We start from the raw sequence: 21,160 nt of genomic DNA on the forward strand, positions 1-21,160 counted from the left end.
GCGCGCCAGTGAGCAGTCCCCGGAACGACGTCCACACGAACAGCGACACCCCGGAGCGTCCGGGGTCGTCACGCAAGGTCCAGCCGCGCCGCCGCCAGGCCCCGGTCCCAGCGCCGCAGAAGATCAGCGCGTACCGCCGCTGGTTCGGCACGCTGCACCCATCGCTGCAGCTCATCGGCCTGCAGCTCTGGATGCCCCTGTTCTTCATCGTCGGCTTCTGCCTGTGCTACGTCTTCGCGTTCCACGCCCCGCACCCCCACGACGTCCCCATCGCGCTGATCGGCAGTGACCCGACCTTCGTCCAGGCCGTGCAGAAGGCCCTGCCCGGCGAGTTCGTGTTCCACACCTACGACTCTCTGGCCGCGGCCAAGCGCGACGTCCTGGCCGGGGCGATGGCCGTCGCGTACGACCCGTCGAACAACGAGTTCTTCAAGGCGAGCGCGCACCAGTTCCAGGTCGCCAGTCTCGTGCCGGCGACGCTCTCGGCGGTGCTCACGGCGATCGGCGTCGCGACGCCCAAGATCACCGAACTCGCGGCACTCCCGTCCTACGACGAGTACGGCACCGTGCCGATGTACGTCATGCTCGCCTGGTGCATCGGCGGCTACATGGTCGCGATGTTCATCGGCATCATGGGCGGCCCGCTGCGACACCGCGTCCGCATGGCGGTCATCGTCGTGGGCGGGCTCATCATCTCGCTCATCACGAACACGCTCGCCGGTCCGGTCGTGGGCGCGATCCACGGCCACTGGATCGAGCTCGTGCTCATCGCCTGGGGCTGGATCGTGGCGATCGGCCTGGCCGTGAACGGGCTGAGCTACTTCGTCGGCCGCTTCATCGCCGCCCCCGCCATGATCTGCTTCGTGTTCCTGTCCATGCCGTCCTCCGGCGGCGCGTACCCGAAGTGGTTCATGCCGGAGCCGTTCGCGTGGCTCAACAACGTCGTCGTCGGCTCGAGCATGGTCGACATGATCAAGCACCAGGTCTACGGCGTCGGCCCGGGTCCCGCCCGCGGGCTCATCACCATGGCCTGCTACGCCGGGGCTGGTCTGGTGCTGATGTACTTCGGCAAGATGCTCTGGGAGCGTCGTCGCATCCGCGCGATCGTCACCGGTCGCACGACCATGTTCCAGGACGCCCAGACCGCGAACCGCGAGTTCCTCGGCAAGCAGCGCGACGTCGAGCTCGAGCGCCACGGACTGTCGTCCACCGAGACCGGCACGCTGCAGGTCCTGCGCGACAGCGACTGGGAGGACGACCGCGTGAGCGGCGACGTCTTCACCGGCGGACGCGACGGGCTCGAGAACGAGCCGCTGACCACCGGTCGCATCCCCGTGGTGCGGCAGCAGGACCGCCAACCGGTCGGTGGCCGGACCGGAGGCCCCGGTTCCGGTCCCCGCGCACGTTCCGCCTCAGGGGCGGGCGACTCGGGGACGCCGGCCGAGCCCGGCGACAAGCCCCACCACCGGCACGCGGCCCGCTGACCCGGGCGGGTATCCTGGCCGGACCATGACCCGTTCCTCCTGGCACCGCCTGCTCGTCACCGTCGTCGTCGTGCTGCTGGCGCTGACCGCCGCCCTGTGGATCACGAGCGTCGTGCTCGCGCCGGCAGACGGCCGCAACACCGCCGGGCTCTTCGTGGGCTGGGCGATGTTCGCCCTGGTCGGCGCGATCGCCGTCGGCATCGTGGACTTCTTCGTCCGACCGCTCGGTGGGCGCAGCGGCGACGCCGACGTCATCGCCGACGCCGAGCAGGCGCGCACGGGCAGCACCCGCACGCGCTGACACCCGCACGCGCCGACACCCGCACGCGCTGACACCCGACGCGCTCGCCCCCGCTGACGCCGGGGCGGCGGATCAGCCCAGCTGCTCGCGGAGCGCCTCGGCCAGTTCGCCGACGTAGGGCTCGCGCAGCACCGAGCTGTGCTCGCTGTGCATGCGCACCTCGTCCGCGCCGCCGACCAGGAACGGGGCCCACCGACTCGCGCCGGAGTCGTTGCCGTCCGCGACCACGAGCGTCACCGCGCCCTCGTACACCGGCGGGCGGTACCGGCGCGACACGACGACCGCGTGGTCGAAGAACGCGCGGAACTGCTGCTGCCCCTGCCAGCGGAACATCCCGGCGCCGTACGCGCGGGCACGGCGACCGATCTGCCCGAACGGCGCGAGCACCCGCTCCCGCACGAACGCGGTCCGGTCCGTCACCCGCCGACGCAGTCCGGTCCGCGGTGCCGAGCCCGGCCCGAGGTCCAGCTCGCCGAACTCGACGACGTCCACCTGCTCAGCTGTCTGCTCCGGCAGGTAGGTGTCCACGAGGACGACGCGGTGCACGGTCTGTCCGGCCGCGGTCAGGACCGCCGCCATCTCCAGTGCGACGAGGCCGCCGAACGAGTGCCCGGCGATCGTGTACGGGCCGCGAGGCTGCACGACGCGCATCAGCTCGATGTAGCGCTTGGCCATCGCCGGGATGCTCCAGTCCGGCACCGAGCGACGTTCCAGGCCATGCTGCTGGAAGGCGTAGACGGCGCGGTCACCCAGGCGTCGGGACAGCGGTGCCCAGGTGAGCCCGAGCGCACCGGCGCCGGCGACGCAGAACAGCGGCGCAGCCTCGGCGCCCACCCCGTCAGCCAGGGTCATCACGTCCGGGTGGCTCGGGACCGCGGCGGCGCCGAGCCGGGCCCGGGCCGCGAAGGTCCGCACCGTCGGCGACTCGAGCAGGTCCGTCGACGGCAGGTCGACACCGAGCCGGTCGTTGACCAGAGCGAGCATCTCCTCGGCGGAGAGCGAGTCACCGCCGAGTGCCGCGAAGTCGTTGTCGAGTCCGACGGCCGGCAGCTGCAGCGGACCCACCGAGGGGAGCCCGAGGACCTCGGACCAGATCTGCGCGACGGCGAGCTGCCACTGGTCGTAGGTGTCGGCGTCGGGCAGGGCCGTACCGCCCTCGCCGAGCGTCATCGCCAGCGACGGGGCCTCGGGCAGCGCCGCGCGGTCGACCTTGCCGCGCTCGTTGCGCGGCAGCGCGGCCATCGGCACGATCGCGGTCGGGACCATGTAGTCCGGCAGCAGGTCGCGGAGGGCCTTGCGGATCGCGGCGGGCGACGCCGAGCGGCGACCGCGCTTGGTCACGACGTAGGCGACGAGGCGGGTCGGTGCCGGCGGGGCCTTGACCGCGACGACGGCCGCCTCCTGCACGGTGTCGACCGTGCGCAGCGCCGACTCGACCTCGCTCGGCTCGACCAGGTAGCCGCGGACCTTGACGGCGTCGTCGGCGCGGCCGAGCAGCGTGATCCGGCCGTCCTCGTCGAACCGGCCCAGGTCGCCGACCGCCCACGACGGCGTGCCGTCGTCGGCGACACCGGCACGGGTCGCCGTGGTCTCCGGCGCACCCCAGTAGCCGCTGGTCATCGCGTCCGAGATGCAGACGATCTCGCCCGACTCGCCGACGTCGGCGATGCTGCCGTCCGATCGTCGGAGGACGATCCGCTTGCCCGCGACGATGCGGCCGGAGGGGATGCTCCGCTCGGGCACCGGGTCGGTGCTGCGGATCTCGTTGACGGCGTAGACGTTGGTCTCGCTCGACCCGGTCCAGTTGCAGAACGAGGTGGTCGGTCCGAGCAGGGGCCGGAGCGCGGCCAGGTCCGGCCCCGTCACGGCCTCGCCCACGGTCGCCACCATGCGCAGCCCACGCAGACGGTCGTCGGCGGGGTCGAGCGCGCTGACCACCGAACGGACCAGGTGCGGCGTGGTGTGCAGGGTGGTCAGACCCGCGTCGCGGATCCACGTGGCCAGGCCGTCGACGCCGGTGCGCCGCGGGTCGGCGACGTGCATCGAGGCGCCGGCGAGCAGTCCGGACAGCACGAGGGAGAACCCCGCGGAGAACCCGTGCGGCAGGACCGACGCCAGGCGGTCCTCGGGCACGAAGCGGAAGACCTCGCGCTCGGCCACGGTGTCGGCCATCGCCTGACGGTGCGTCATCACGACGCCCTTGGGTGCGCCGGTCGAGCCGGAGGTGAAGATGATCACGAGCGGGTCGCGCCCGCTCCGCTCGGCGGCCGCGGCGACCGGGGCGATCGGGGCGTCTGCCGCGGCGATGGCACGCGCCTCGGCGACGAGGGGACCGAACGGGAGGACCGTGCCCCGGTCCGCGACGAGGGTCGCGGCCTGCGCAGCGTGCGCCTGGTCCGCGACCACGTCGACGATGCCGGCCAGGCTCATGACGTGGCGCAGTCGCGCCTCGGGAAGGAAGGGGTCGAGCGCGACGATGGTGCGCCCGGCACGGACCAGACCGAGCAGGGACAGGACGGACCCGACACCGTGCGTCACGAGCACACCGACGGGCACGGACGCACCACCCTGGGGCACGTCGACACCGAGTCCGCTGTGGTCGTCCGGCGTCAGCCGCTGGTCGAACAGCATGCCGGCGGCGCGCGTCACCCGGTCGAGCTCGCCGTGGGTCAGGGAGAGGTGCTCGTCCGTCACCGCGAGGGCGTCCGGCAGCCGCGCGGCGACGTCCGAGAGCCCCGCCAGGAGCGACGTCTCGGGCACGGCGGCGCCACGGTGGTCGGACAGTGGACCCGTCGACGTGCTCGACGGCCGCGCGGGCGGCGTCGTGTCGGCTCGGGGTCCGGAGGAGATGAGCACGTGGGGTCCCCTTCACGGTGCATCGGCGGTCGGTGTCGACCGACCGTAACCCCGGAGCGGAACCGACCGACGGGCGCGGAGGACCGGATGCGGGAAGCCGCCGAACGGTGCGACATGCCGCAGCGGGCCACGTCGATGCGGGCTGCGGACAGCTAGTCGGCCGACGAGGCCGCGGCCGCGTCGACACCCGAGCCGGTGAACCCGGCGACGGTCGCGTCGTCGTCGGCGAAGGTGAACCGCGCCTCGACGGACCCGCCCGCCAGCACACCCGGCAGCCAGTAGCGGGCGTCGTCCCACATCGCGTCGTACGGGACGTCGGCGACCGGGATCCACCGCGGAGCCAGTTCCTCGCTCGCCGTCGGAGTACCGGACCAGTGACGGCAGACGAAGACGTCCGAGACCTGCGACCATGACGGCCGGAACGGGAACCGGTAGTCCAACGTGCCCCGGGCCTCCAGGTCGGCCGGGTCGAGCCGCAGGCCGACCTCTTCCGCGACCTCGCGCACGGCGGTCTCGACCGCCGTCTCGGTGCCCTCCCGCTTGCCGCCCGGACCGACCACGCGACCGCTGCCGAGACCGCGACGCTTCTCGCCGAGCAGCACCTCGGGCCCCTCGGCGCCGTCGCGCAGCAGGTACACGACCACGACCCGAGGGTGCTGGTTCTTGGTCGCGTCGCGCTCCGTCACGTGTCCAGTCTGGCCGATGACCTGGCGTACGCTCGTTGCATGGCAGGCGTGCTGCGGGGGCACCATGGCTGAGCACCGGCGATTCGGGCGCAGCCTCGAAGTGCTGCGTGCCGAGGCCGCAGAAGAGCTCTCGATGATCGTCGAGCACCGCTCCCGCCAGGGCGACGACCCGTGGGAGTTCATGCACCTGTTGCCGACCGTCGACGAACAGGTCGTGCTGATCCTGCGCGAGGAAGCGCTCGAGCTCGACGCCGCGATCGGCCAGCGCAGTGCGCAGTGGGCGTCGCACCCGGCGTCGGGTCAGGGCACACGACTCGGCGAGGAGTACCACCGGCTGCGCCGCATCGCGCTGCAGCACCCGGAGCTCACCGCCACCGTGTGGAAGCTGATGGGCGCGCTCCCCGAGCAGTCCTGACGCGTCCCGACGGTCGCTGCGGTTGGATGGCACCATGACCGAAACCGTGCTCGCCGTCCTCAACCAACCGTCCCGTGACGCCGCTCCGCACGACCCCGCGGCGGACGCGTTCACGTTCGAGGCACCGCTCGACCACCAGGTCCAGGTGCAGGACCTCGGGATCACCCGCGGCGACGGGGTCTTCGAGACGATCACCGTGGTCGACGGCCGCCCACAGGCGCTCGAGGCGCACCTGGCCCGGTTCGGCCGGTCCGCCGCCAAGCTCGACCTGCCCGCACCGGACACCGATGCCTGGCGCCGGGCGATCGAGGCCGCGTGCGCCGAGCTCGACCCCGTCCGCGAGGCCTTCGTGAAGACGGTGCTGACCCGCGGTGTCGAGGGCACCGACCGCCCCACCGGCTGGGTGTACGCGGCGGCGTCGGGCGACTCCACGGCGGCGCGGACCGAGGGCATCGCCGTCGTCACGCTGGACCGCGGGTACCGGCACGACGTCGAGCGCACCTCGCCGTGGCTGCTGCAGGGCGCGAAGACGCTGTCCTACGGGGTGAACATGGCGGCCCTGCGCGAGGCGGCCCGGCGTGGTGCGGACGACGCGCTGTTCCTGTCGACGGACGGCTACGTCCTCGAGGGCACCCGGGCGAACCTCGTCATGTCCGTCGGCGGACGCCTGGTGACCCCGCGGACCGACATCGGCATCCTCGACGGCACCACGCAGGCGGACGTGTTCCGCTTCGCCGAGGCCGAGGGGATCGAGACCGCCTACGAGCTCATCACCCGGGAGGACCTGCGCGCGGCCGACGCGCTCTGGCTGGTGTCGAGCGTCCGCCAGGCGGCGCCGATCCGGTCGGTGGACGGTGAGCCCCAGGCGATGGACCTGGCGCTCACCGAGCAGATCAACGATTTCCTGCTGGCGCGCGAGTCCTGAGACCCGCGGCCCGACGTCACCAGCGCGGGGTGGCCGTGCCGACGCCGTCGGCCCACGTGTAGACCTCGGCACCCTCGATCCACACGCGGACCGCTCGGCTCGTCGCGTCGAGCGGGTCGCCGGTCCACAGCACCAGGTCGGCGTCGTACCCGGGAGCGAGACGGCCCACGCGGTCGCCGAAGCCGAGGAACGTCGCCGGGTTGACGGTGAGCGCCTCGAGCGCCGTCTGGTGCGGCAGGCCCTCCTTGACTGCGGCGACGGCCTGGTCGACGAGCATGTTGATCGGCACGACCGGGGCGTCCGTCGTGATCGCGACCCGGACCCCGGCCGCGGCGAGCGCCGCCAGGTGCGGGATGCCGCGGTCGCGCAGCTCGACCTTCGACCGGCTGGTGAACAGCGGGCCGTAGATCACGGGGATGTCCTTCGCCGCCAGGACGTCGGCGATCTTGTGCGCCTCGGTGCCGTGGTTCACGACGAGCCGGTACCCGAACTCCTCGGCCAGGCGGACCGCGGTCGCCAGGTCATCGTGTCGGTGCACGTGCTGGTCCCACGCCAGCTCGCCGTCGAGGACCCGGACCAGCGTCTCCTTCGTCAGGTCCCGCGCGAACGGCTCGTCCTTGCGCGCTGCGGCGTCGCGGGCGGCTCGGTAGTTCTGGGCGTCGACGAACGCGTCACGGATGACCTTGGCGACGCCGAGCCGGGTCGACGGGGTCTGGCCCTTGTCGCCGTAGACCCGCTTGGGGTTCTCCCCCAGGGCGCTCTTCACGCTGACCGCGTCCGAGATGAGCTGCTCGTCGATCGTGCGGCCGCCCCAGGTCTTGATCGCGACGGTCTGCCCACCGATCGGGTTGCCGGACCCGGGCTTGACGACGATGCTCGTGACCCCGCCGGAGAGTGCGTCGCGGAAGCCCTCGTCGTCGATGTCGACCGCGTCGATCGCCCGGACGCCGGCCATGTTCGGTCCGGTCAGCTCGTTCGTGTCGTTGCCCGCGGGGCCGTTCGCCTCCTCGTGGATGCCGACGTGGCCGTGCGACTCGACGAACCCGGGGACGAGCCAGGCGCCGGCGGCGTCGACGACGGGCAGTCCCGGCGGCGGTGACACGTCCGGGCCGAGCGCCGTGATGCGGCCGTCCTCGACGACGACCGCTCCCCCGTCGAAGGGGGCTGCGGTGACGGGGACGACGTGGGCACCGGTGACGACGAAGGAGGCGGTCATGCCGTCCACGGTAGTCGCGGCCGCGGTGCACGACCGCGCGCTGCGCAGGGAGCTGCCCGGGCGCGCGGCCTAGGGTGGTCGGGTGAGCGACGAGCACGGATCCAGCACCCCGCCGACCGCCGACAAGCGGCCGGTCACCCGAACGCACCACGGCATCGACTTCGTGGACGACTACGAGTGGCTCCGCGACAAGGAGTCGCCCGACACGCTGCGCTACCTCGAGGCCGAGAACGCGTGGACGGCAGCGGCGACCGACCACCTCGCCGACCTGCGCGAGCGGGTCTTCGGTGAGGTCAAGGGCCGCGTGCAGGAGACCGACCTCTCCGTCCCGGTGCGGATGGGCCAGTGGTGGTACTTCACCCGGACCAGCGAGGGCAGCCAGTACGGCGTCCAGTGCCGTGCGCCGATCAGCGGTCCGGACGACTGGACCCCGCCGACCCTCGACGAGGGCGCCGCGACGCTGCCCGGCGAGCAGGTCGTGCTCGACGGCAACACCCTGGCCGAGGGGCACGACTTCTTCTCCCTCGGCTCGTACGACATCACCGACGACGGCACCCGGCTCGTCTACGGCGTCGACGTCGCGGGTGACGAGCGCTACACCCTGCACGTCCGCGACCTGACGACCGGACAGGACCTGCCCGACGTCGTCGAGAACACCGGGTCCGGCGCGACGTTCGACCCCTCCGGCCGCTACGTCTTCTACCCGACGGTCGACGACTCCTGGCGCCCGGACCGCATCTGGCGGCACACGGTGGGCACCGCGGCGTCGGCCGACGTCGTCGTCTTCGAGGAGCCCGACGACCGCTACTGGGTCGGGGTCGGGGTCACCCGGTCCTCGCAGTACATCGTGATCGAGCTCGGCTCGAAGATCACCTCCGAGGCCTGGATCCTCGACGCTGCCGACCCGACCGGCGACTTCCACGTCGTCTGGCCGCGTCGCGACGGCGTCGAGTACGAGATCGAGCACGCGATCGTCGGCGGCAGCGACCGGCTGCTGGTGCTGCACAACGACGGCGCCGAGAACTTCGAGCTCGTCGACGTCCCCGCCGACGACCCCACGTCCGAGACCGACCGGCGGGTCGTCGTGGCGCACCACGGCGAGCGCCGCATCGAGTCGGTCGACGCCTTCGCCGGACACCTCGCACTCGAGTACCGCTCCGAGGCCCTGCCGCGCGTGGCGATCATCCCGCTCGACGGCGACGGCTACGGGGAACCCGACGAGGTCCACTTCGACGAGGCCCTGTTCTCCGCCGGCCTCGGCGGCAACCCCGAGTGGCACCAGCCCACGCTCCGCATCGGGTTCACGTCCTTCGTCACCCCGTCCGAGGTCAGTGACCTCGACCTGGCGACCGGTGCCATGACCGTGCTGAAGCGCCAGCCGGTGCTCGGCGGCTACGACCCGGCCGACTACGTGCAGGAGCGCGACTGGGCCACCGCTGCCGACGGCACGCGGGTGCCGATCTCGCTCGTCTGGCGCCGGGACGCCGTCGACACCGATGCCCCGGCGCCGCTGCACCTGTACGGGTACGGCTCGTACGAGCACTCGATCGACCCGGGCTTCAGCGTCATGCGGCTCTCCCTGCTCGACCGCGGCGTGGTGTTCGCGGTCGCGCACGTCCGCGGCGGTGGCGAGCTCGGCCGGCACTGGTACGAGAACGGCAAGACCCTGACGAAGAAGAACACCTTCACCGACTTCGTCGCGGTGGCCGACCACCTGATCGCGACCGGTCGCACGACCGCGGACCGGATGGTCGCCGAGGGCGGCAGCGCGGGTGGGCTCCTGATGGGCGCGGTCGCGAACATCGCACCCGACCGCTTCGCCGGCATCGTCGCGGCGGTGCCCTTCGTCGACGCCCTGACGAGCATCCTCGACCCGGACCTGCCCCTGACGGTCATCGAGTGGGACGAGTGGGGCGACCCGCTCCACGACGCCGAGGTCTACCGCTACATGAGCGAGTACTCCCCGTACGAGAACGTCCGCGACGACGTGCAGTACCCGGCGATCCTGGCGGTGACCTCCATCAATGACACCCGCGTGCTCTACGTCGAGCCGGCGAAGTGGACGGCGAAGCTCCGCGAGGTCGGTGCCCCGGTGCTGCTGAAGACCGAGATGTCGGCAGGGCACGGCGGTGTCAGCGGCCGGTACGCCTCGTGGCGGGAGCGGGCGTTCGAGCTCGCCTGGATCCTCGACACCCTGGGGCTGGCCGACGTCTCCCCCGCGGCAGCCAGCGCAGCGCCGATCGCGGCCGCCTGACCGCGACCGTCACCGACACCGACACCGGCGGTGCACGGGCTCACACACGGTTGAGCGCGTGCACCGCCTCGTCGTAGGACTCCTCGGCCAGGCGCACCCGGTCGCCCGCGAGCACCCCGTACCCGAACGTCGCCTCGCCGCCGCGCTCGGCGATGCCGGACAGCGTCCGGAGCGCGTCGAGCGCCCAGAGCGACCGCACACGCTCGGTCAGCACGTCCGCCGCTGACCCGATCCGCTTCCAGAGCGCGTGCGGGAACGCGTCGTCCCCGAGCACGTCCATCGCGAGCCGCGCCCGCATCGTCCCCTGCCACGCGAGCTCGGTCGCGGCACGGTCTGCGGCCTCGCGCGCGTCGGCCGTGTCCGAGGTGTCATCGGCGACGGCGTCCCGGACGAGCTCGCGGACCTCGGGCTTCACGGTGGCCGTGACGTCCTGCGCGACCTTCTTGGGCGACCGGAGCGACCACGCGGTGGATGTGGGGCGCTCGACCGCGTCGTCGAGGGCGTCCAGCAGCTCGAGGAACGGTTCACCGTGCAGGGCCGTCACGACGTCACGCACGGCCTCGTCCCGCCGCTCGCGTGTGGCCGCGAGGATCCGTTCGCGGGTCATCGCGTCCACCAGCGCGTCCTGTGCCGGACTCGTGGTGCGCGGCAGGCGCTCGACCAGGTACTCGGCCAGGGCCGCCCGGGCGGTCACCTCCGCCAGGGACCGCGCACCGGCCACCGCTCGGTCGACGGCGTCGCCGGCGGGGAACGCCGGTCGGTACGTCTGCAGGACCGCGGCGATCTCCAGGGTGGTCTCGGCCGTCTGGCGGAGCTCGGTGTCCTCGCCCGACCGCAGCCGGGCCTCCTGGACGAGCAGCGCGGAGCGCAGCTTCCGCAGTCGCTTGGCGAGCACGCGTGCGGTCGTGCCCTTCTCGGGCTTGTCGACGGTCTGGAGGCGCGGTGCCGGTGCTCCTGCCAGCCCCCGTGCCAGCTTGGACGCGACGGCGGCGGGGCCGGCCCCGACAGCCTGGAACCGGCCGTCGAGGGACGTGAACAGCTCGTGGGCGACCTGCGGGTCGACGCCCTCGGCCGCCTCGACCTCGACCTCGCGCCAGGTGCGCGGGTCGGCGGGGGCATCGGCGTCGAGGCGCTGCGCGCTGACGCGGTCGTCGGCGAGCTCGGCCACCTGGTCGCCGTCCTCGTCGAGCAGACGGGTCACCGTGCGGGTGGTGGTGATCCGCACGACGGGTCGGAGTCCGCGGCCGCGGCGCTCGGTGAACAGCGCGGCGAGGACCTCGACCGGCACCGCGTCCGGGTCCTCGGTGAGGGGGAAGTGCTGCTCGTGGCGGACGGTGTCGGACTCGGCGCGCTTGATGTGCCAGCCGGCGTCGTGCCCGCCGGTGCGGCGACGGACGGTCACGCGCGCGGCGACCAGGTCGTACCGCTCCGTGTCCCAGTAGGTCGCGTCGAGCTCGACCGGCTCCCGGTGGTCGACCTGCAGGATCCCGCCGACCCCGATCAGGTCCGGCAGGGCCGCTGTGTCAGGCAGGTCGTACGTGCGCTCGATCTCGAGGTGCGTCTGGGTCACACGTCCCTGTCTACCAGGGCGCACCGGTGGACCTGACCGCCAGGTGCCGGAGTTACGCTGCTGCCATGAGCGAGACGATCACCCGCGACGCGTTCGTGCCCCAGGCCGGCGCCGTCACGATGTTCACGACCACGTGGTGCGGCTACTGCGCGCGACTGAAGAACCAGATGTCCAAGGCCGGCGTGCCGTTCACCGAGGTCGACATCGAGCACACCCCGGGGACGGCCGAGCTCGTCGCCGAGGTCAACGGCGGCAACCAGACCGTGCCGACCCTGGTGTTCCCGGACGGCAGCACCGCGACGAACCCGTCCCTGGCCGAGGTGCAGTCCCGCATCTAGCCTGCGGCCGCTTCGGCACAGCACCCCCGAACGGACACAGCACCACGAGACCTCGTGGTGCTGTGTCCGTTCTGCGGTGCGTTGCGTGCCGGCGCCGGGGCGCGCCGGGCGGCGTCAGCCCCCGAGCGCCTCGGTGAGCAGCGCGGCCATCGCGTCGAGCTGGATGTCGCCGGAGTCGACGAGCTCCTCGTCGGAGCCGTCGAGCGCCCGCGCGGCCAGTCCGGCCTTCGAGTCGATGAGCTCCGCGATCTTGGTGTCGATCGTCTGCGCGGCGATGATGCGCCACGCGGTGACCGGCTCCGACTGCCCGATGCGGTGGACGCGGTCGATCGCCTGGGTCTGCTCGGCGCTCGTCCAGGACAGCTCGGCGAGGACGACGTTCGACGCGACCTGCAGGTTGAGCCCGACACCGGCCGCCGTCAGCGAGCAGACGATCACGGCGACGTCGGGGTCGTTCACGAACGAGTCGATCTCGGCCGTGCGCTGCGCGGGCGTCTGGTCGCCGCGGATCGTCGCGGTGCGCAGGTGCCGGCGGGCGAAGACCTCTTCCGCCTGGTCCATCACGTCGAGGTGCTTGGCGAAGAACACGACCTTGCCGACGTTCGACGCCAGCTGCGCCGCGTAGTCGGCCGCGAGCTGCGCCTTCGCCCGCCCGATGCGCCGCACCATCGAGAACACGTTCTCACCGGTGGACGACGCGTCCTGGTCCTCGAGCTCCCAGCGCGCGACCTGACGGACCAGCTTGTGGTCGATGCCGTCGACCGGTGCCTGACCGGTGCGGGCGTCGAGGGCCTGGTGGTAGCGCTTGACGAGCTTGGCGGTGAGTTCGCGCTCGGCATCGCGGATCGAGCGTCCCTCGTCGCCGTCGAGCTCGACGGGGATGTCGGCGATGCGTCGGGCGGGGATGTCCGACGCGACGTCGACCTTGCGGCGCCGCACGATGCCGAGGTCGATCACGGCGCGACGGGCCTCGGCGAAGAAGCCCTGGTCGGCCGGGGTCAACCCGATCTCCTCGAGCTCGTTCATGAGCTGCGCGCGGGGCTTCTTGTCGTCGATCCAGCCGAGGTACTCCCAGATCGTGCGGAAGTCCTCGACCGAGTTGATCAGCGGGGTGCCGGTCAGGGCCATGAGCAGCGGCGACGCCGTGCGCTCGCGGATCTTCTCGGCGAGCTGCAGCACGAACTTCGACCGCTGTGAGTCCTTGTTCTTGATGAAGTGCGCCTCGTCGACGACCATCCCCTTGAACCCGAACGCCCCGAGCCAGCCGACGTGCCGGTCGAGGATCTCGTAGTTCACGATGACGACGTCGGCGAAGCCGTCCAGGTCGTCGCCGTCGCCGTGGATGACGGTCGCACGGCGGTTCGGGACCCAGCGGGCGGCCTCTCGCGCCCAGTTGGTCTTGACGACGTTCGGCACCACCACGAGCAGTGGGTAGGCCTTGGCTGCCTCGGCCGCCAGCAGGGACTGGGCCGTCTTGCCGAGACCGGGCTCGTCGGCGAGCAGGAACGTGCGGTGTCCCTGTGCCGCCGAGGCCACGAGCTCCGCCTGGTGCTTCATGAGCGCCGTGCCGGAGAGGGTGTCGAGCGAGGAGGGGTCGGGCAGCGGCATCGATGCCGCGCCACCACCGGCGCCGTACTCGAACGACTTGAAGAGCGGGCCGAACAGCTCCCAGTTCGCCAGGCGACGGGGGTGGGCGACGGGCTGGTCGGCGAGGGCGAAGTCCGGCGGCAGGAACGGGTTCGCGAGCTGTCGCTGCACCACGGCCTGCGGGACCACGGCGCGCTCCTGGGTCGTGGAGACCGGTGCCGGCTCGGCGGCGATGACCAGGTCCTCCGGCTGCATCTCGACGCCGCCGGCGATCATCATGTCGCGCTTGACGGTGCGGGTGGCCTCGGAGACCGATGCCTCTTCCGTCAGCAGCTGGATCACGCTGGTGTCACGGGCAGCGGTCTTCGCCAGGATCGTCGCCACGCCGTCGAGCCGCTTCATCTGCTCGGCACGCTGCGCGTCCGTCAGGGTCGAGTCGGCCTTGACCCGAGCGCGTTCCTCGCGCATGAGCAGCGCCACCGCCTGGAACTTCGTGCGGTTCGTCGTCTTCAGCGGACCGCGCTGCGCGGCGGCCTCGACCTCGCGCACCGCGCGGGCGAGCACCGGGATGACACCGTCGTTGTCGAGCGGCCTGGTCCGGCGTGACGCGGTCCGCGTCCCACCGGCTGCACGCCGCGTGCCTGATCGAGCCAAGGCTCCTCCTGTTCCGCCCCGCGACCGGGGCGAGCCGCCCGAGCGGGCGGAAGTCTCGTCGGTGCGTCCGTCGCACCGATGCCGGCAGCGAGCCACCGTGGCCCGCCGATCCCCACGACGTGTGGACGACCGATCCCACCGAGGACGCCGGGTGACGTCCTGCCGATGCGACGGTCTGCGCGGAGGATCCGGCGCCGTCGCACGCACGCGACGCTGCAGGACTGGGTCGTCCCAGGGCGGTCGCGGACCCGGTGCCCATGCCGACCAAGTGGTCGACCGTTGCGCCAGGGGACGACGCGACGCGCGGGCACGCGGTGCGTGCGCGGTCAGTTTACTCCCGGACCGCCCCAGGAGGCGACTCGACGCTCCCCGCGCGCGTCGGGCCTCCTGGTCGGTGTCCGCGTCTCAGACGCGCGGTGCGGACCGCGGACGGCTCGCGTCGTCGGACGGGAGGCCCGTGGCCGGCACCGCGAGCGCCGCACGGGTCGCCGCCAGCAGCTGCTCCGCGGTCGCGATCCCGTTGGCGGAGCCGGTGGTGGCCTGGCCGCCGGCGTGCGCGAGCAGCTGCGCGCCGATCGCGGGTCCCAGACGCTCGACCTCGAGCGGGTTGCGCGCCGCCCAGTCGCGGGCGATGGCGTCGGCGAGCCGCTCCGCGGCCGCGCCACGGTCGACGTCACCACGCGAGCGGTGCCACAACCCGGTGACCACGAGGTGGGCGACCACGGCACCGATGTCGCGGACGGGGTAGCCCCAGCCGGCGGTGTCGATGTCGAGGAGGCCGGAGATGCGCCACGGCTCGGCCTCGTCGACGAAGACCTGCTCGAGGTGCAGGTCGCCGTGCACGACCTGCTTGGTCGCCGCTGCCCAACCGATCGAGCGGCGACCGATGGCGTCGTAGAGCTCGTCGATCTGCTGCGCGTCCTGCGGCAGCGCGGCGACCAGGGTGCGGCGGTGCCAGTCGGCGTGGTCCATCGCGTCGGCGCGGGCCTGCTGGGTCATCGGCACCGTGGCGATCCGGCCGGAGAGCGCCGCGAGCGACGCCACGAAGCGCGGGTCGTCGGCGATGTCGAGGATGCGGCTGCCCGCCGGCACGCCGCGGATGCGCTCGAGGACGAGCAGACCGTCCCCGCGGCTCGAGAGCACGCGCGGCACCGGGAGCCCCGCTGCGACGAACTGCTCGTGGGTCTTCGCGATCGGCGCGACGCGGTGCGGCCGGACCACCTTGAGGAAGAGCGTGCCCTCGGGCGCGTCGACCCTGACGACGGCACGCTTGCCCGGTCGGTAGGCGGCCACCGTCAGCGTGGGGTTGGTCACGGGCATGCCGAGCGTGGTGAGGAGCTCGGCCACGGCGTCGCGGTACGTGACCTGCGGCAGGACCGGCAGACCCGGGTCGTTCGGGTACGCCCACACCGACACCGGCTCGTTCGTGGCCGGGTCGGTGACCAGCGCGCTGTTCTGGTCGTGGTTGCCGCCGGTGTCGACGTACGTCAGGACGGTGGCCCGCTGACCGGCACCGTCGACGGTGTCGACCTCGTAGCCGTAGAGGTACCCGTTGCCCGAGGGCTCGACCGAGTGGGCGCGTGCGGCCACGACGGAGGTCCCGGAGCCGACGAAGGCCTCCGGGATGACGCGCTCGTGATTCGGCCACACGGGATCAGTCAACCGTGTCGGCGCGGATTCGTCCCCTTCGTGCACGGCTCGGCGTGCGGACCGTGGCTAGCGTGGGCGTCGTGAACCCGGTCGCGCGCCTCCGCAGCTCGAAGCGCACACCCCTGCTGCAGGTCGTCAAGACCGCGGTCGCCGTGGTCGCGGCCGTGTTGCTCTGCCGCCTCGTGATCCAGGGGCCGTTCCCGACCTTCGCGGCGATCGCCGCCCTGCTCGTGGTGCAGCCGAGCATCAACCAGTCGTTCGTCAAGGGCCTCGAGCGGAGTGCCGGGGTCGTCCTCGGGGTCGTGCTCGCGACCGCGCTGCACTTCCTGCTCGGCGACTCGGTGTGGGTCGTGCTGCTCGTGATCGTGCTCGCGGTCCTGATCGCCTGGGCCCTGCGCCTGACACCGACCTCGGCCACGCAGGTCGGGATCAGCGGGATGCTCGTGCTGACGGCGGGGGTGGTCACGCCGAACTACTCGGCCGACCGCGTGCTGGAGACCGTGCTCGGCGCGGTCGTGGCACTCGTCGTGAACGCGGTCATCGTGCCACCCGTGCTCCTGCGGCCGGGGCACCTGGCCGTCGCACGGCTGGCGCGGGACACGGCAGCGGCCTTCGAACGCGTCGCGATCGGCCTGACCGAGGGGTGGGACCACGACCGCTGGCACGAGGCGCTGCTGCGGGCGAGGTCGCTCCGACAGCAGCACGCCCAGGCCGAGGCGTCACTGGCGTCGGCGCAGGAGTCGCTGACGATGAACCCGCGCGGCGGCCGGCACCGGACGATCCTGGAACGCGACGTCGCCGTGGCCGAGCACCTGCGGGTCCTGGTCACGCGGGTGACCGGGATGACCAGGGCCATCCGCGACAACACCGCGCCCGATCTGCGGTCCGACCCGATGGTGGGACGCATCGCGACGGAGGTCGCCCGGATCGGCGCCGACCTGCGGGCGCTCGGGCGGCAGGTGGAGTCGACGGAGCTGGCGTCGGCGTCCGAGGCCGCACCCGAGCCGTCGGACGGTCCCGCGCTGACGGCGCCGCTCGAGGTCGTGCGGCCGAACTCCCGCCACTGGATCCTGATCGGCGCGCTGCTCGAGGACGTCCGGCGCGTGCGCGAGGAGCTGCTCGGCGAGGACGACTGAGTCACGGTCGCGCCGGTCGCGTCCACGTCGGACGCGGTCGGGTCCTCGCTACCGGCAGCCGGCCGTGGCGGCGACGGACGCGGTGTCGACGATCTCGCCCCAGATGGTGCCGGTCGAGCCGTCGGGAGCGTGCGCGTCGTCGTCGGCGAACCGTCGGATCTCGGCGACGACGGCCTCGTGTCCGGCCTCGCGCGCGGCGCGGCCGGCGACGTCCGGCACCGCGGCCCGCAGCTCGGCGACGATCCGCTCGCGCAGGTCATCGTCGACCTCGTCCAGGGTGCGCATGCCCTTCCATGCGGCGTCGAGTTCGACGCGCAGTCGGGCGATGGCCGGGTGGTCGGGTTGGTCGATCATGGGTCCCCCAGGAACAGGACGTTCTGTCGGGTACAGCGTCCAGGCGGATCTTACCAAGCGCACAGGGAGCCCCTCATGTCCCTCGATCGCGGGGCACCACCGGGGCAGGACGGTGTCTGACTGAGACGAGATTCAGTCGGGATGGCCGTGGGAACGCCACGAAGGCCGGGTTCGATGCCAGAGTGGGTCCCGGGAGGTCCACTATGCGGCTGTTGGTGGTCGAGGACGACGACGAGATGCGTGCCCTCATGGAGCGCGGTCTCGCCGCCGAGGGGTACCGCGTCACGGCGGTCGAGAACGGTGTCGAGGCACTCATCGCGCTCGGGGACCAGGCGTTCGACCTGGCCGTCGTCGACGTCATGATGCCGGGGATGTCCGGGTTCGAGCTCGCGCGACGCATCCGTGAACGCGAGGACCCGGTGCGCATCCTGCTCGTGACCGCGCGCGACGGCGTGGACGACCGGGTGTTCGGCCTGGACGCCGGTGCCGACGACTACCTCACCAAGCCCTTCGCCTTCGCCGAGCTCACCGCACGGCTGCGCGCCCTCGCGCGCCGCGAGGCCACCGGCGCCCCGCGCACGATCGAGGTCGGCGACGTCTCCATCGACTCCGAGGCGCGGCGGGTCTCGATCCAGGGCCAGCGCGTCGCCGTCAGCCCGACGGAGTTCGCGCTGCTGCGGTTGCTCGCCCGCTCGGTCGGCACGGTCGTCGACCGGCCGAAGATCCTCGAAGAGGTGTGGGACGGATCCCAGCACGTCGACCCCAACGTCGTCGAGCAGTACATCTCGTACCTGCGCAAGAAGCTGACGTCGCACGAGGCCACCGTCGCCATCGCCACCGTGCGGGGCCGGGGCTACCGCCTCGACCTGCTCGGCTCCTGACGCGTCCCGTCCACACCCCCGATGCGTCTCATCAGGCCACTCGGCCTGCTCTCGCTCCGTTCACGGATCACGATCGGCTCGACGGCCATCGCCGCCGTGGTGATCGTGCTGCTCGTCCTGGTCATGCGCTTCCAGGTCGTGAGCGTCGTGGCGTCCGCCACCCGGACGCTGCTCGACGCCGACGCCGACCCGTACGTGGCGACGCTCGAGGTGGACAGCGACCCGGAGCTGTCACCGCCCGGCAACGCCCAGCTCGTCGCCGTGGTCTCCCCCACGGGTGAGATCCAGCTCTCGACCATGCCCGACCGGGTCGAACGCGCGCTCGGCAGCCTGCGGTCGACGCCCGCGGGGACCTCGCTCATCGACGTGTCCGGATCCGAGTACCGCGTGGTCGTGGAGCACCCGGTGAACGGCGCGGGACGGTGGACCGTGGTCGCCGCCCGCAACTCGCAGGCCGAGGCCATCGTCGTCGACGACCTGACCACGACCCTGTCGATCACCGGATTGGCGATCCTGGTGGCGTTCGGGATCGCGTCGTGGGTGCTCGCGACCGCGGCGCTCCGTCCGGTCAACCGGATGCGCCGCGAAGCAGAGCGACTGTCGGTCGCCCCGGAACGCGCCGAGCTGCCGGTCGGCCCCGCGCAGGACGAACTCGCGTCCCTCGCCACGACCCTCAACGCCTTCCTGGCCCGGACGCGGCAGACGACCGAACGCGAGCGCCAGATGGTGTCCGACGCATCGCACGAGCTCCGCACGCCGCTGGCGATCCTGACGACCCAGCTCGACCTGGCCTCGCTCGACGCCGACGACGCCGAGGCGCTCGCCAACCACATCGAACGGGCGAAGAACAGCGTCGCCCGGCTGTCGCGCCTGGCGAACGACCTGCTGACCCTGTCCCGCATCGAGGAGTCGGAGCGTCGGTCCGAGGACGGTGACCAGCGCCCGCTGACCGCCTGGTCGGACCTCGGCGACGAGGTGATGGCGGCCGTCGACCGGGTCCGCCTGATCGCCAGCACGAAGGACGTCACCGTCGACTTCGACCTCGAGCCGCCGCGGTCGAGCGATGACGACGGCCCCGAGCCGCGGTACCACCTGGACACCGGGGGCATGGCGCAGCTCGTCACGAACATCGCCGGGAACGCCGTGGCGGCGCTCCCCCGTGGAGGCGGCGTCCTGGTGACCTGGCGCACCGACGGTGACGTGGGCGAGCTGCAGGTCACGGACGACGGGCCGGGTGTGCCCGAGACCTTCGTCGCCGTGGCCTTCGACCGCTTCACCCGTCCGGACGAGGCGCGGAAGTCCCGACCCGTGCCCGACCCGGCCACCGGGGTGATCCCGCTGCCGGGAGGCTCGGGGCTGGGCCTCGCCATCGTGCGGGCCGTCGCCGAGCGCGCGGGCGGCACGGCGTCGCTGCGGAACGTCCGGTCCGGTGGGCTCGAGGTCACGATCCGCGTCCCCGCGGTCTCCTGACGACGTCACTGGAAGTCGCGGGAGCGCGTCCGGACGGACAGCGACAGGCGCTCGATCCGGTCCGCCACCACGTTGACGACCCCGTCGGGTGACCGCTCGAGGATGCCCCGCACCACCACCGCCGGCGACTCCCGCGCCACCCGTCGGTAACGCCCCCACACCCCGACGCTGCAGATCACGTTCACCAGCCCGGTCTCGTCCTCGACGTTGAGGAACGTGATCCCCGACGCGGTCGCCGGGCGCTGCCGGTGCGTCACGATGCCACCGACCTCGATGCGCCGTCCGGTCTCCGCCGTGGCCAGGTCGTCGACGCTGAGCACCCGTCTGGCGTCCAACCCCGGGCGGACGTGCGACACCGGGTGGTCGTCGGTGGTCATGCCCGTCGACCACATGTCGGCGATCAGGACGTCGCCGCTCGTCATCTGCCCGAACAGCGGCGGCTGCACGACGACCTGGGTGTCGGGGAGCTGGTCGGGTCGTTCGGCCGCCGCCTGCGCCGCGGACCACATCCCCCCGCGGCGGTCGACACCGAACGGCGCGAACGCATCGGCGGCTGCCAGGGCCTCGAGCTGCGCCGTCGTCAGCCCGACCCGGCGGGCCAGGTCGGACATGTCCACGAAGGCGCCGTTCGCATCGCGCTCGGCGACGATCCGCTCGGCGGTCTTCCGACCGAGCGAGGCCACCTCGGCCAGCCCGAGCCGCACCGCCGAGGCGCCGTCGCGCCGGTGCCGCGCCGTGTCGTCGGGCAGCGCCTTGTCGAAGGGCAGCACGGGCGGCTGCTCGGTGGCGAGACAGGCGTCGTCACCGTGACCGCCGCCCGGCACCGCGCCGCCGCCCGGCACCGCGCCGCCGCCCGGCACCGCGCCGTCGCTCGGCACCGCGCCGTCGCTCGGCACCGCGCCGTCGACCGGCTCGAGCGTCGCGTCGACCCCGGACCGCAGGATGTCCGGCCGGAGCACCTGCACCCCGTGCCGCCGGGCGTCGGCCACCAGCGTCTGGGGTGAGTAGAAGCCCATCGGCTGCGCACGGAGCAGCGCCGCCAGGAACGCCCCCGGGTAGTGCAACCGCATCCATGCGCTGGCGTAGACGATCAGGGCGAAGCTGATCGAGTGGCTCTCCGCGAAGCCGAAGTTGGCGAACGCCTGGATCTTCGCGTAGATCGCGTCGGCGTCGGCACCGTGGATGCCGTTGTCCGCCATGCCCGCGTAGAGCTTGTCGCGCAGCCGGTCGATCTTCTCGTGGCCGCGCTTGGACCCCATCGCCCGCCGGAGCAGGTCGGCGTCGTCACCGGAGCAGTTCCCGACAGCGATGGCCATCTGCATGAGCTGCTCCTGGAACAGCGGCACGCCGAGGGTCCGCTCGAGCACCGGCTCGAGCGAGGGG

General features: G+C 72.5%; 17 protein-coding genes. 9 read left to right on the forward strand and 8 right to left on the reverse strand.

What is annotated here, in order from left to right:
- Positions 1 to 8 precede the first annotated feature (8 nt).
- On the forward strand, positions 9 to 1,484 hold the full coding sequence (locus tag ASG04_RS06845) for an ABC transporter permease (protein ID WP_056121796.1): 1,476 nt from the start codon (positions 9 to 11) through the stop codon (positions 1,482 to 1,484).
- 25 nt (positions 1,485 to 1,509) lie between these two features.
- Entirely contained in the window at positions 1,510 to 1,785 is a 276-nt protein-coding gene (locus ASG04_RS06850) for a hypothetical protein (RefSeq protein WP_056121798.1), read from the forward strand.
- Between the two features lie 72 nt (positions 1,786 to 1,857).
- Here ASG04_RS06850 and ASG04_RS06855 read toward each other — a convergent pair whose 3' ends face one another.
- Together ASG04_RS06855 and ASG04_RS06860 are read right to left on the reverse strand one after the other, a co-directional pair.
- Entirely contained in the window at positions 1,858 to 4,641 is a 2,784-nt protein-coding gene (locus tag ASG04_RS06855; protein ID WP_056121800.1) for an AMP-binding protein, read from the reverse strand.
- 152 nt (positions 4,642 to 4,793) lie between these two features.
- A complete protein-coding gene (locus tag ASG04_RS06860; protein WP_056121802.1) occupies positions 4,794 to 5,327 on the reverse strand; it encodes an 8-oxo-dGTP diphosphatase in 534 nt (177 codons plus the stop codon).
- A gap of 64 nt (positions 5,328 to 5,391) precedes the next feature.
- Between ASG04_RS06860 and ASG04_RS06865 the strand changes: the two genes are divergently transcribed.
- Together ASG04_RS06865 and ASG04_RS06870 are read left to right on the forward strand one after the other, a co-directional pair.
- Positions 5,392 to 5,742 carry a hypothetical protein gene (locus ASG04_RS06865; RefSeq protein ID WP_056121807.1) on the forward strand — a complete coding sequence of 117 codons (351 nt, stop codon included), beginning with the start codon at positions 5,392 to 5,394 and terminating at the stop codon, positions 5,740 to 5,742.
- 34 nt (positions 5,743 to 5,776) lie between these two features.
- Positions 5,777 to 6,667 carry an aminodeoxychorismate lyase gene (locus ASG04_RS06870; protein WP_056121809.1) on the forward strand — a complete coding sequence of 297 codons (891 nt, stop codon included), beginning with the start codon at positions 5,777 to 5,779 and terminating at the stop codon, positions 6,665 to 6,667.
- Between the two features lie 16 nt (positions 6,668 to 6,683).
- Here the strand turns inward: ASG04_RS06870 and ASG04_RS06875 are convergent, their stop codons facing one another.
- Positions 6,684 to 7,883: an amidohydrolase gene (locus tag ASG04_RS06875; RefSeq protein ID WP_056121811.1), complete on the reverse strand. Its 1,200-nt coding sequence runs from the start codon at positions 7,881 to 7,883 to the stop codon at positions 6,684 to 6,686.
- 82 nt (positions 7,884 to 7,965) lie between these two features.
- Between ASG04_RS06875 and ASG04_RS06880 the strand changes: the two genes are divergently transcribed.
- Complete coding sequence (locus ASG04_RS06880) at positions 7,966 to 10,137, forward strand: S9 family peptidase (protein ID WP_056121813.1); 2,172 nt, start codon at positions 7,966 to 7,968, stop codon at positions 10,135 to 10,137.
- A 40-nt stretch (positions 10,138 to 10,177) separates the two neighbouring features.
- Here the strand turns inward: ASG04_RS06880 and ASG04_RS06885 are convergent, their stop codons facing one another.
- Positions 10,178 to 11,707, reverse strand: coding sequence for a CYTH and CHAD domain-containing protein (locus ASG04_RS06885; protein ID WP_056121816.1), 1,530 nt, complete (start codon positions 11,705 to 11,707; stop codon positions 10,178 to 10,180).
- A gap of 65 nt (positions 11,708 to 11,772) precedes the next feature.
- On the opposite strand from ASG04_RS06885, the gene ASG04_RS06890 reads away from it, so the two are divergent.
- A complete protein-coding gene (locus tag ASG04_RS06890) occupies positions 11,773 to 12,045 on the forward strand; it encodes a mycoredoxin (protein ID WP_056121818.1) in 273 nt (90 codons plus the stop codon).
- A gap of 114 nt (positions 12,046 to 12,159) precedes the next feature.
- Here ASG04_RS06890 and ASG04_RS06895 read toward each other — a convergent pair whose 3' ends face one another.
- Both ASG04_RS06895 and ASG04_RS06900 read right to left on the reverse strand, forming a co-directional pair.
- Positions 12,160 to 14,286: a DEAD/DEAH box helicase gene (locus tag ASG04_RS06895; protein WP_056121820.1), complete on the reverse strand. Its 2,127-nt coding sequence runs from the start codon at positions 14,284 to 14,286 to the stop codon at positions 12,160 to 12,162.
- A 405-nt stretch (positions 14,287 to 14,691) separates the two neighbouring features.
- Positions 14,692 to 15,936 carry an aminoglycoside phosphotransferase family protein gene (locus tag ASG04_RS06900; protein WP_056121822.1) on the reverse strand — a complete coding sequence of 415 codons (1,245 nt, stop codon included), beginning with the start codon at positions 15,934 to 15,936 and terminating at the stop codon, positions 14,692 to 14,694.
- Positions 15,937 to 16,016: 80 nt separating this feature from the next.
- Here ASG04_RS06900 and ASG04_RS06905 point away from each other — a divergent pair, with 80 nt between their 5' ends.
- Entirely contained in the window at positions 16,017 to 17,072 is a 1,056-nt protein-coding gene (locus tag ASG04_RS06905) for an FUSC family protein (RefSeq protein ID WP_082517999.1), read from the forward strand.
- 48 nt (positions 17,073 to 17,120) lie between these two features.
- Here ASG04_RS06905 and ASG04_RS06910 read toward each other — a convergent pair whose 3' ends face one another.
- Positions 17,121 to 17,426: a hypothetical protein gene (locus tag ASG04_RS06910; protein ID WP_056121827.1), complete on the reverse strand. Its 306-nt coding sequence runs from the start codon at positions 17,424 to 17,426 to the stop codon at positions 17,121 to 17,123.
- A 203-nt stretch (positions 17,427 to 17,629) separates the two neighbouring features.
- On the opposite strand from ASG04_RS06910, the gene ASG04_RS06915 reads away from it, so the two are divergent.
- Positions 17,630 to 18,307, forward strand: coding sequence for a response regulator transcription factor (locus ASG04_RS06915; protein ID WP_056121829.1), 678 nt, complete (start codon positions 17,630 to 17,632; stop codon positions 18,305 to 18,307).
- A gap of 21 nt (positions 18,308 to 18,328) precedes the next feature.
- Entirely contained in the window at positions 18,329 to 19,777 is a 1,449-nt protein-coding gene (locus ASG04_RS06920) for a sensor histidine kinase (protein ID WP_056121831.1), read from the forward strand.
- 5 nt (positions 19,778 to 19,782) lie between these two features.
- Here the strand turns inward: ASG04_RS06920 and ASG04_RS17810 are convergent.
- Positions 19,783 to 21,160 (reverse strand): helix-hairpin-helix domain-containing protein (locus ASG04_RS17810; RefSeq protein WP_235515465.1); only part of this gene is annotated, 1,378 nt, incomplete at its 5' end.

The organism is Curtobacterium sp. Leaf183, from assembly GCF_001424385.1.
In the GTDB taxonomy this organism is placed as follows: Bacteria; Actinomycetota; Actinomycetes; order Actinomycetales; family Microbacteriaceae; genus Curtobacterium.

What these genes read in the sequence shown, in the direction of transcription:
- ASG04_RS06920 (WP_056121831.1), top strand. Translation starts at nt 18,329, where the DNA reads ATGCGTCTCATCAGGCCACTCGGCCTGCTCTCGCTCCGTTCACGGATC.
- ASG04_RS06865 (WP_056121807.1), top strand. Translation starts at nt 5,392, where the DNA reads ATGGCTGAGCACCGGCGATTCGGGCGCAGCCTCGAAGTGCTGCGTGCC.
- ASG04_RS06915 (WP_056121829.1), top strand. Translation starts at nt 17,630, where the DNA reads ATGCGGCTGTTGGTGGTCGAGGACGACGACGAGATGCGTGCCCTCATG.
- ASG04_RS06850 (WP_056121798.1), top strand. Translation starts at nt 1,510, where the DNA reads ATGACCCGTTCCTCCTGGCACCGCCTGCTCGTCACCGTCGTCGTCGTG.
- ASG04_RS06910 (WP_056121827.1), bottom strand. Translation starts at nt 17,426, where the DNA reads ATGATCGACCAACCCGACCACCCGGCCATCGCCCGACTGCGCGTCGAA.
- ASG04_RS06870 (WP_056121809.1), top strand. Translation starts at nt 5,777, where the DNA reads ATGACCGAAACCGTGCTCGCCGTCCTCAACCAACCGTCCCGTGACGCC.
- ASG04_RS06875 (WP_056121811.1), bottom strand. Translation starts at nt 7,883, where the DNA reads ATGACCGCCTCCTTCGTCGTCACCGGTGCCCACGTCGTCCCCGTCACC.
- ASG04_RS06890 (WP_056121818.1), top strand. Translation starts at nt 11,773, where the DNA reads ATGAGCGAGACGATCACCCGCGACGCGTTCGTGCCCCAGGCCGGCGCC.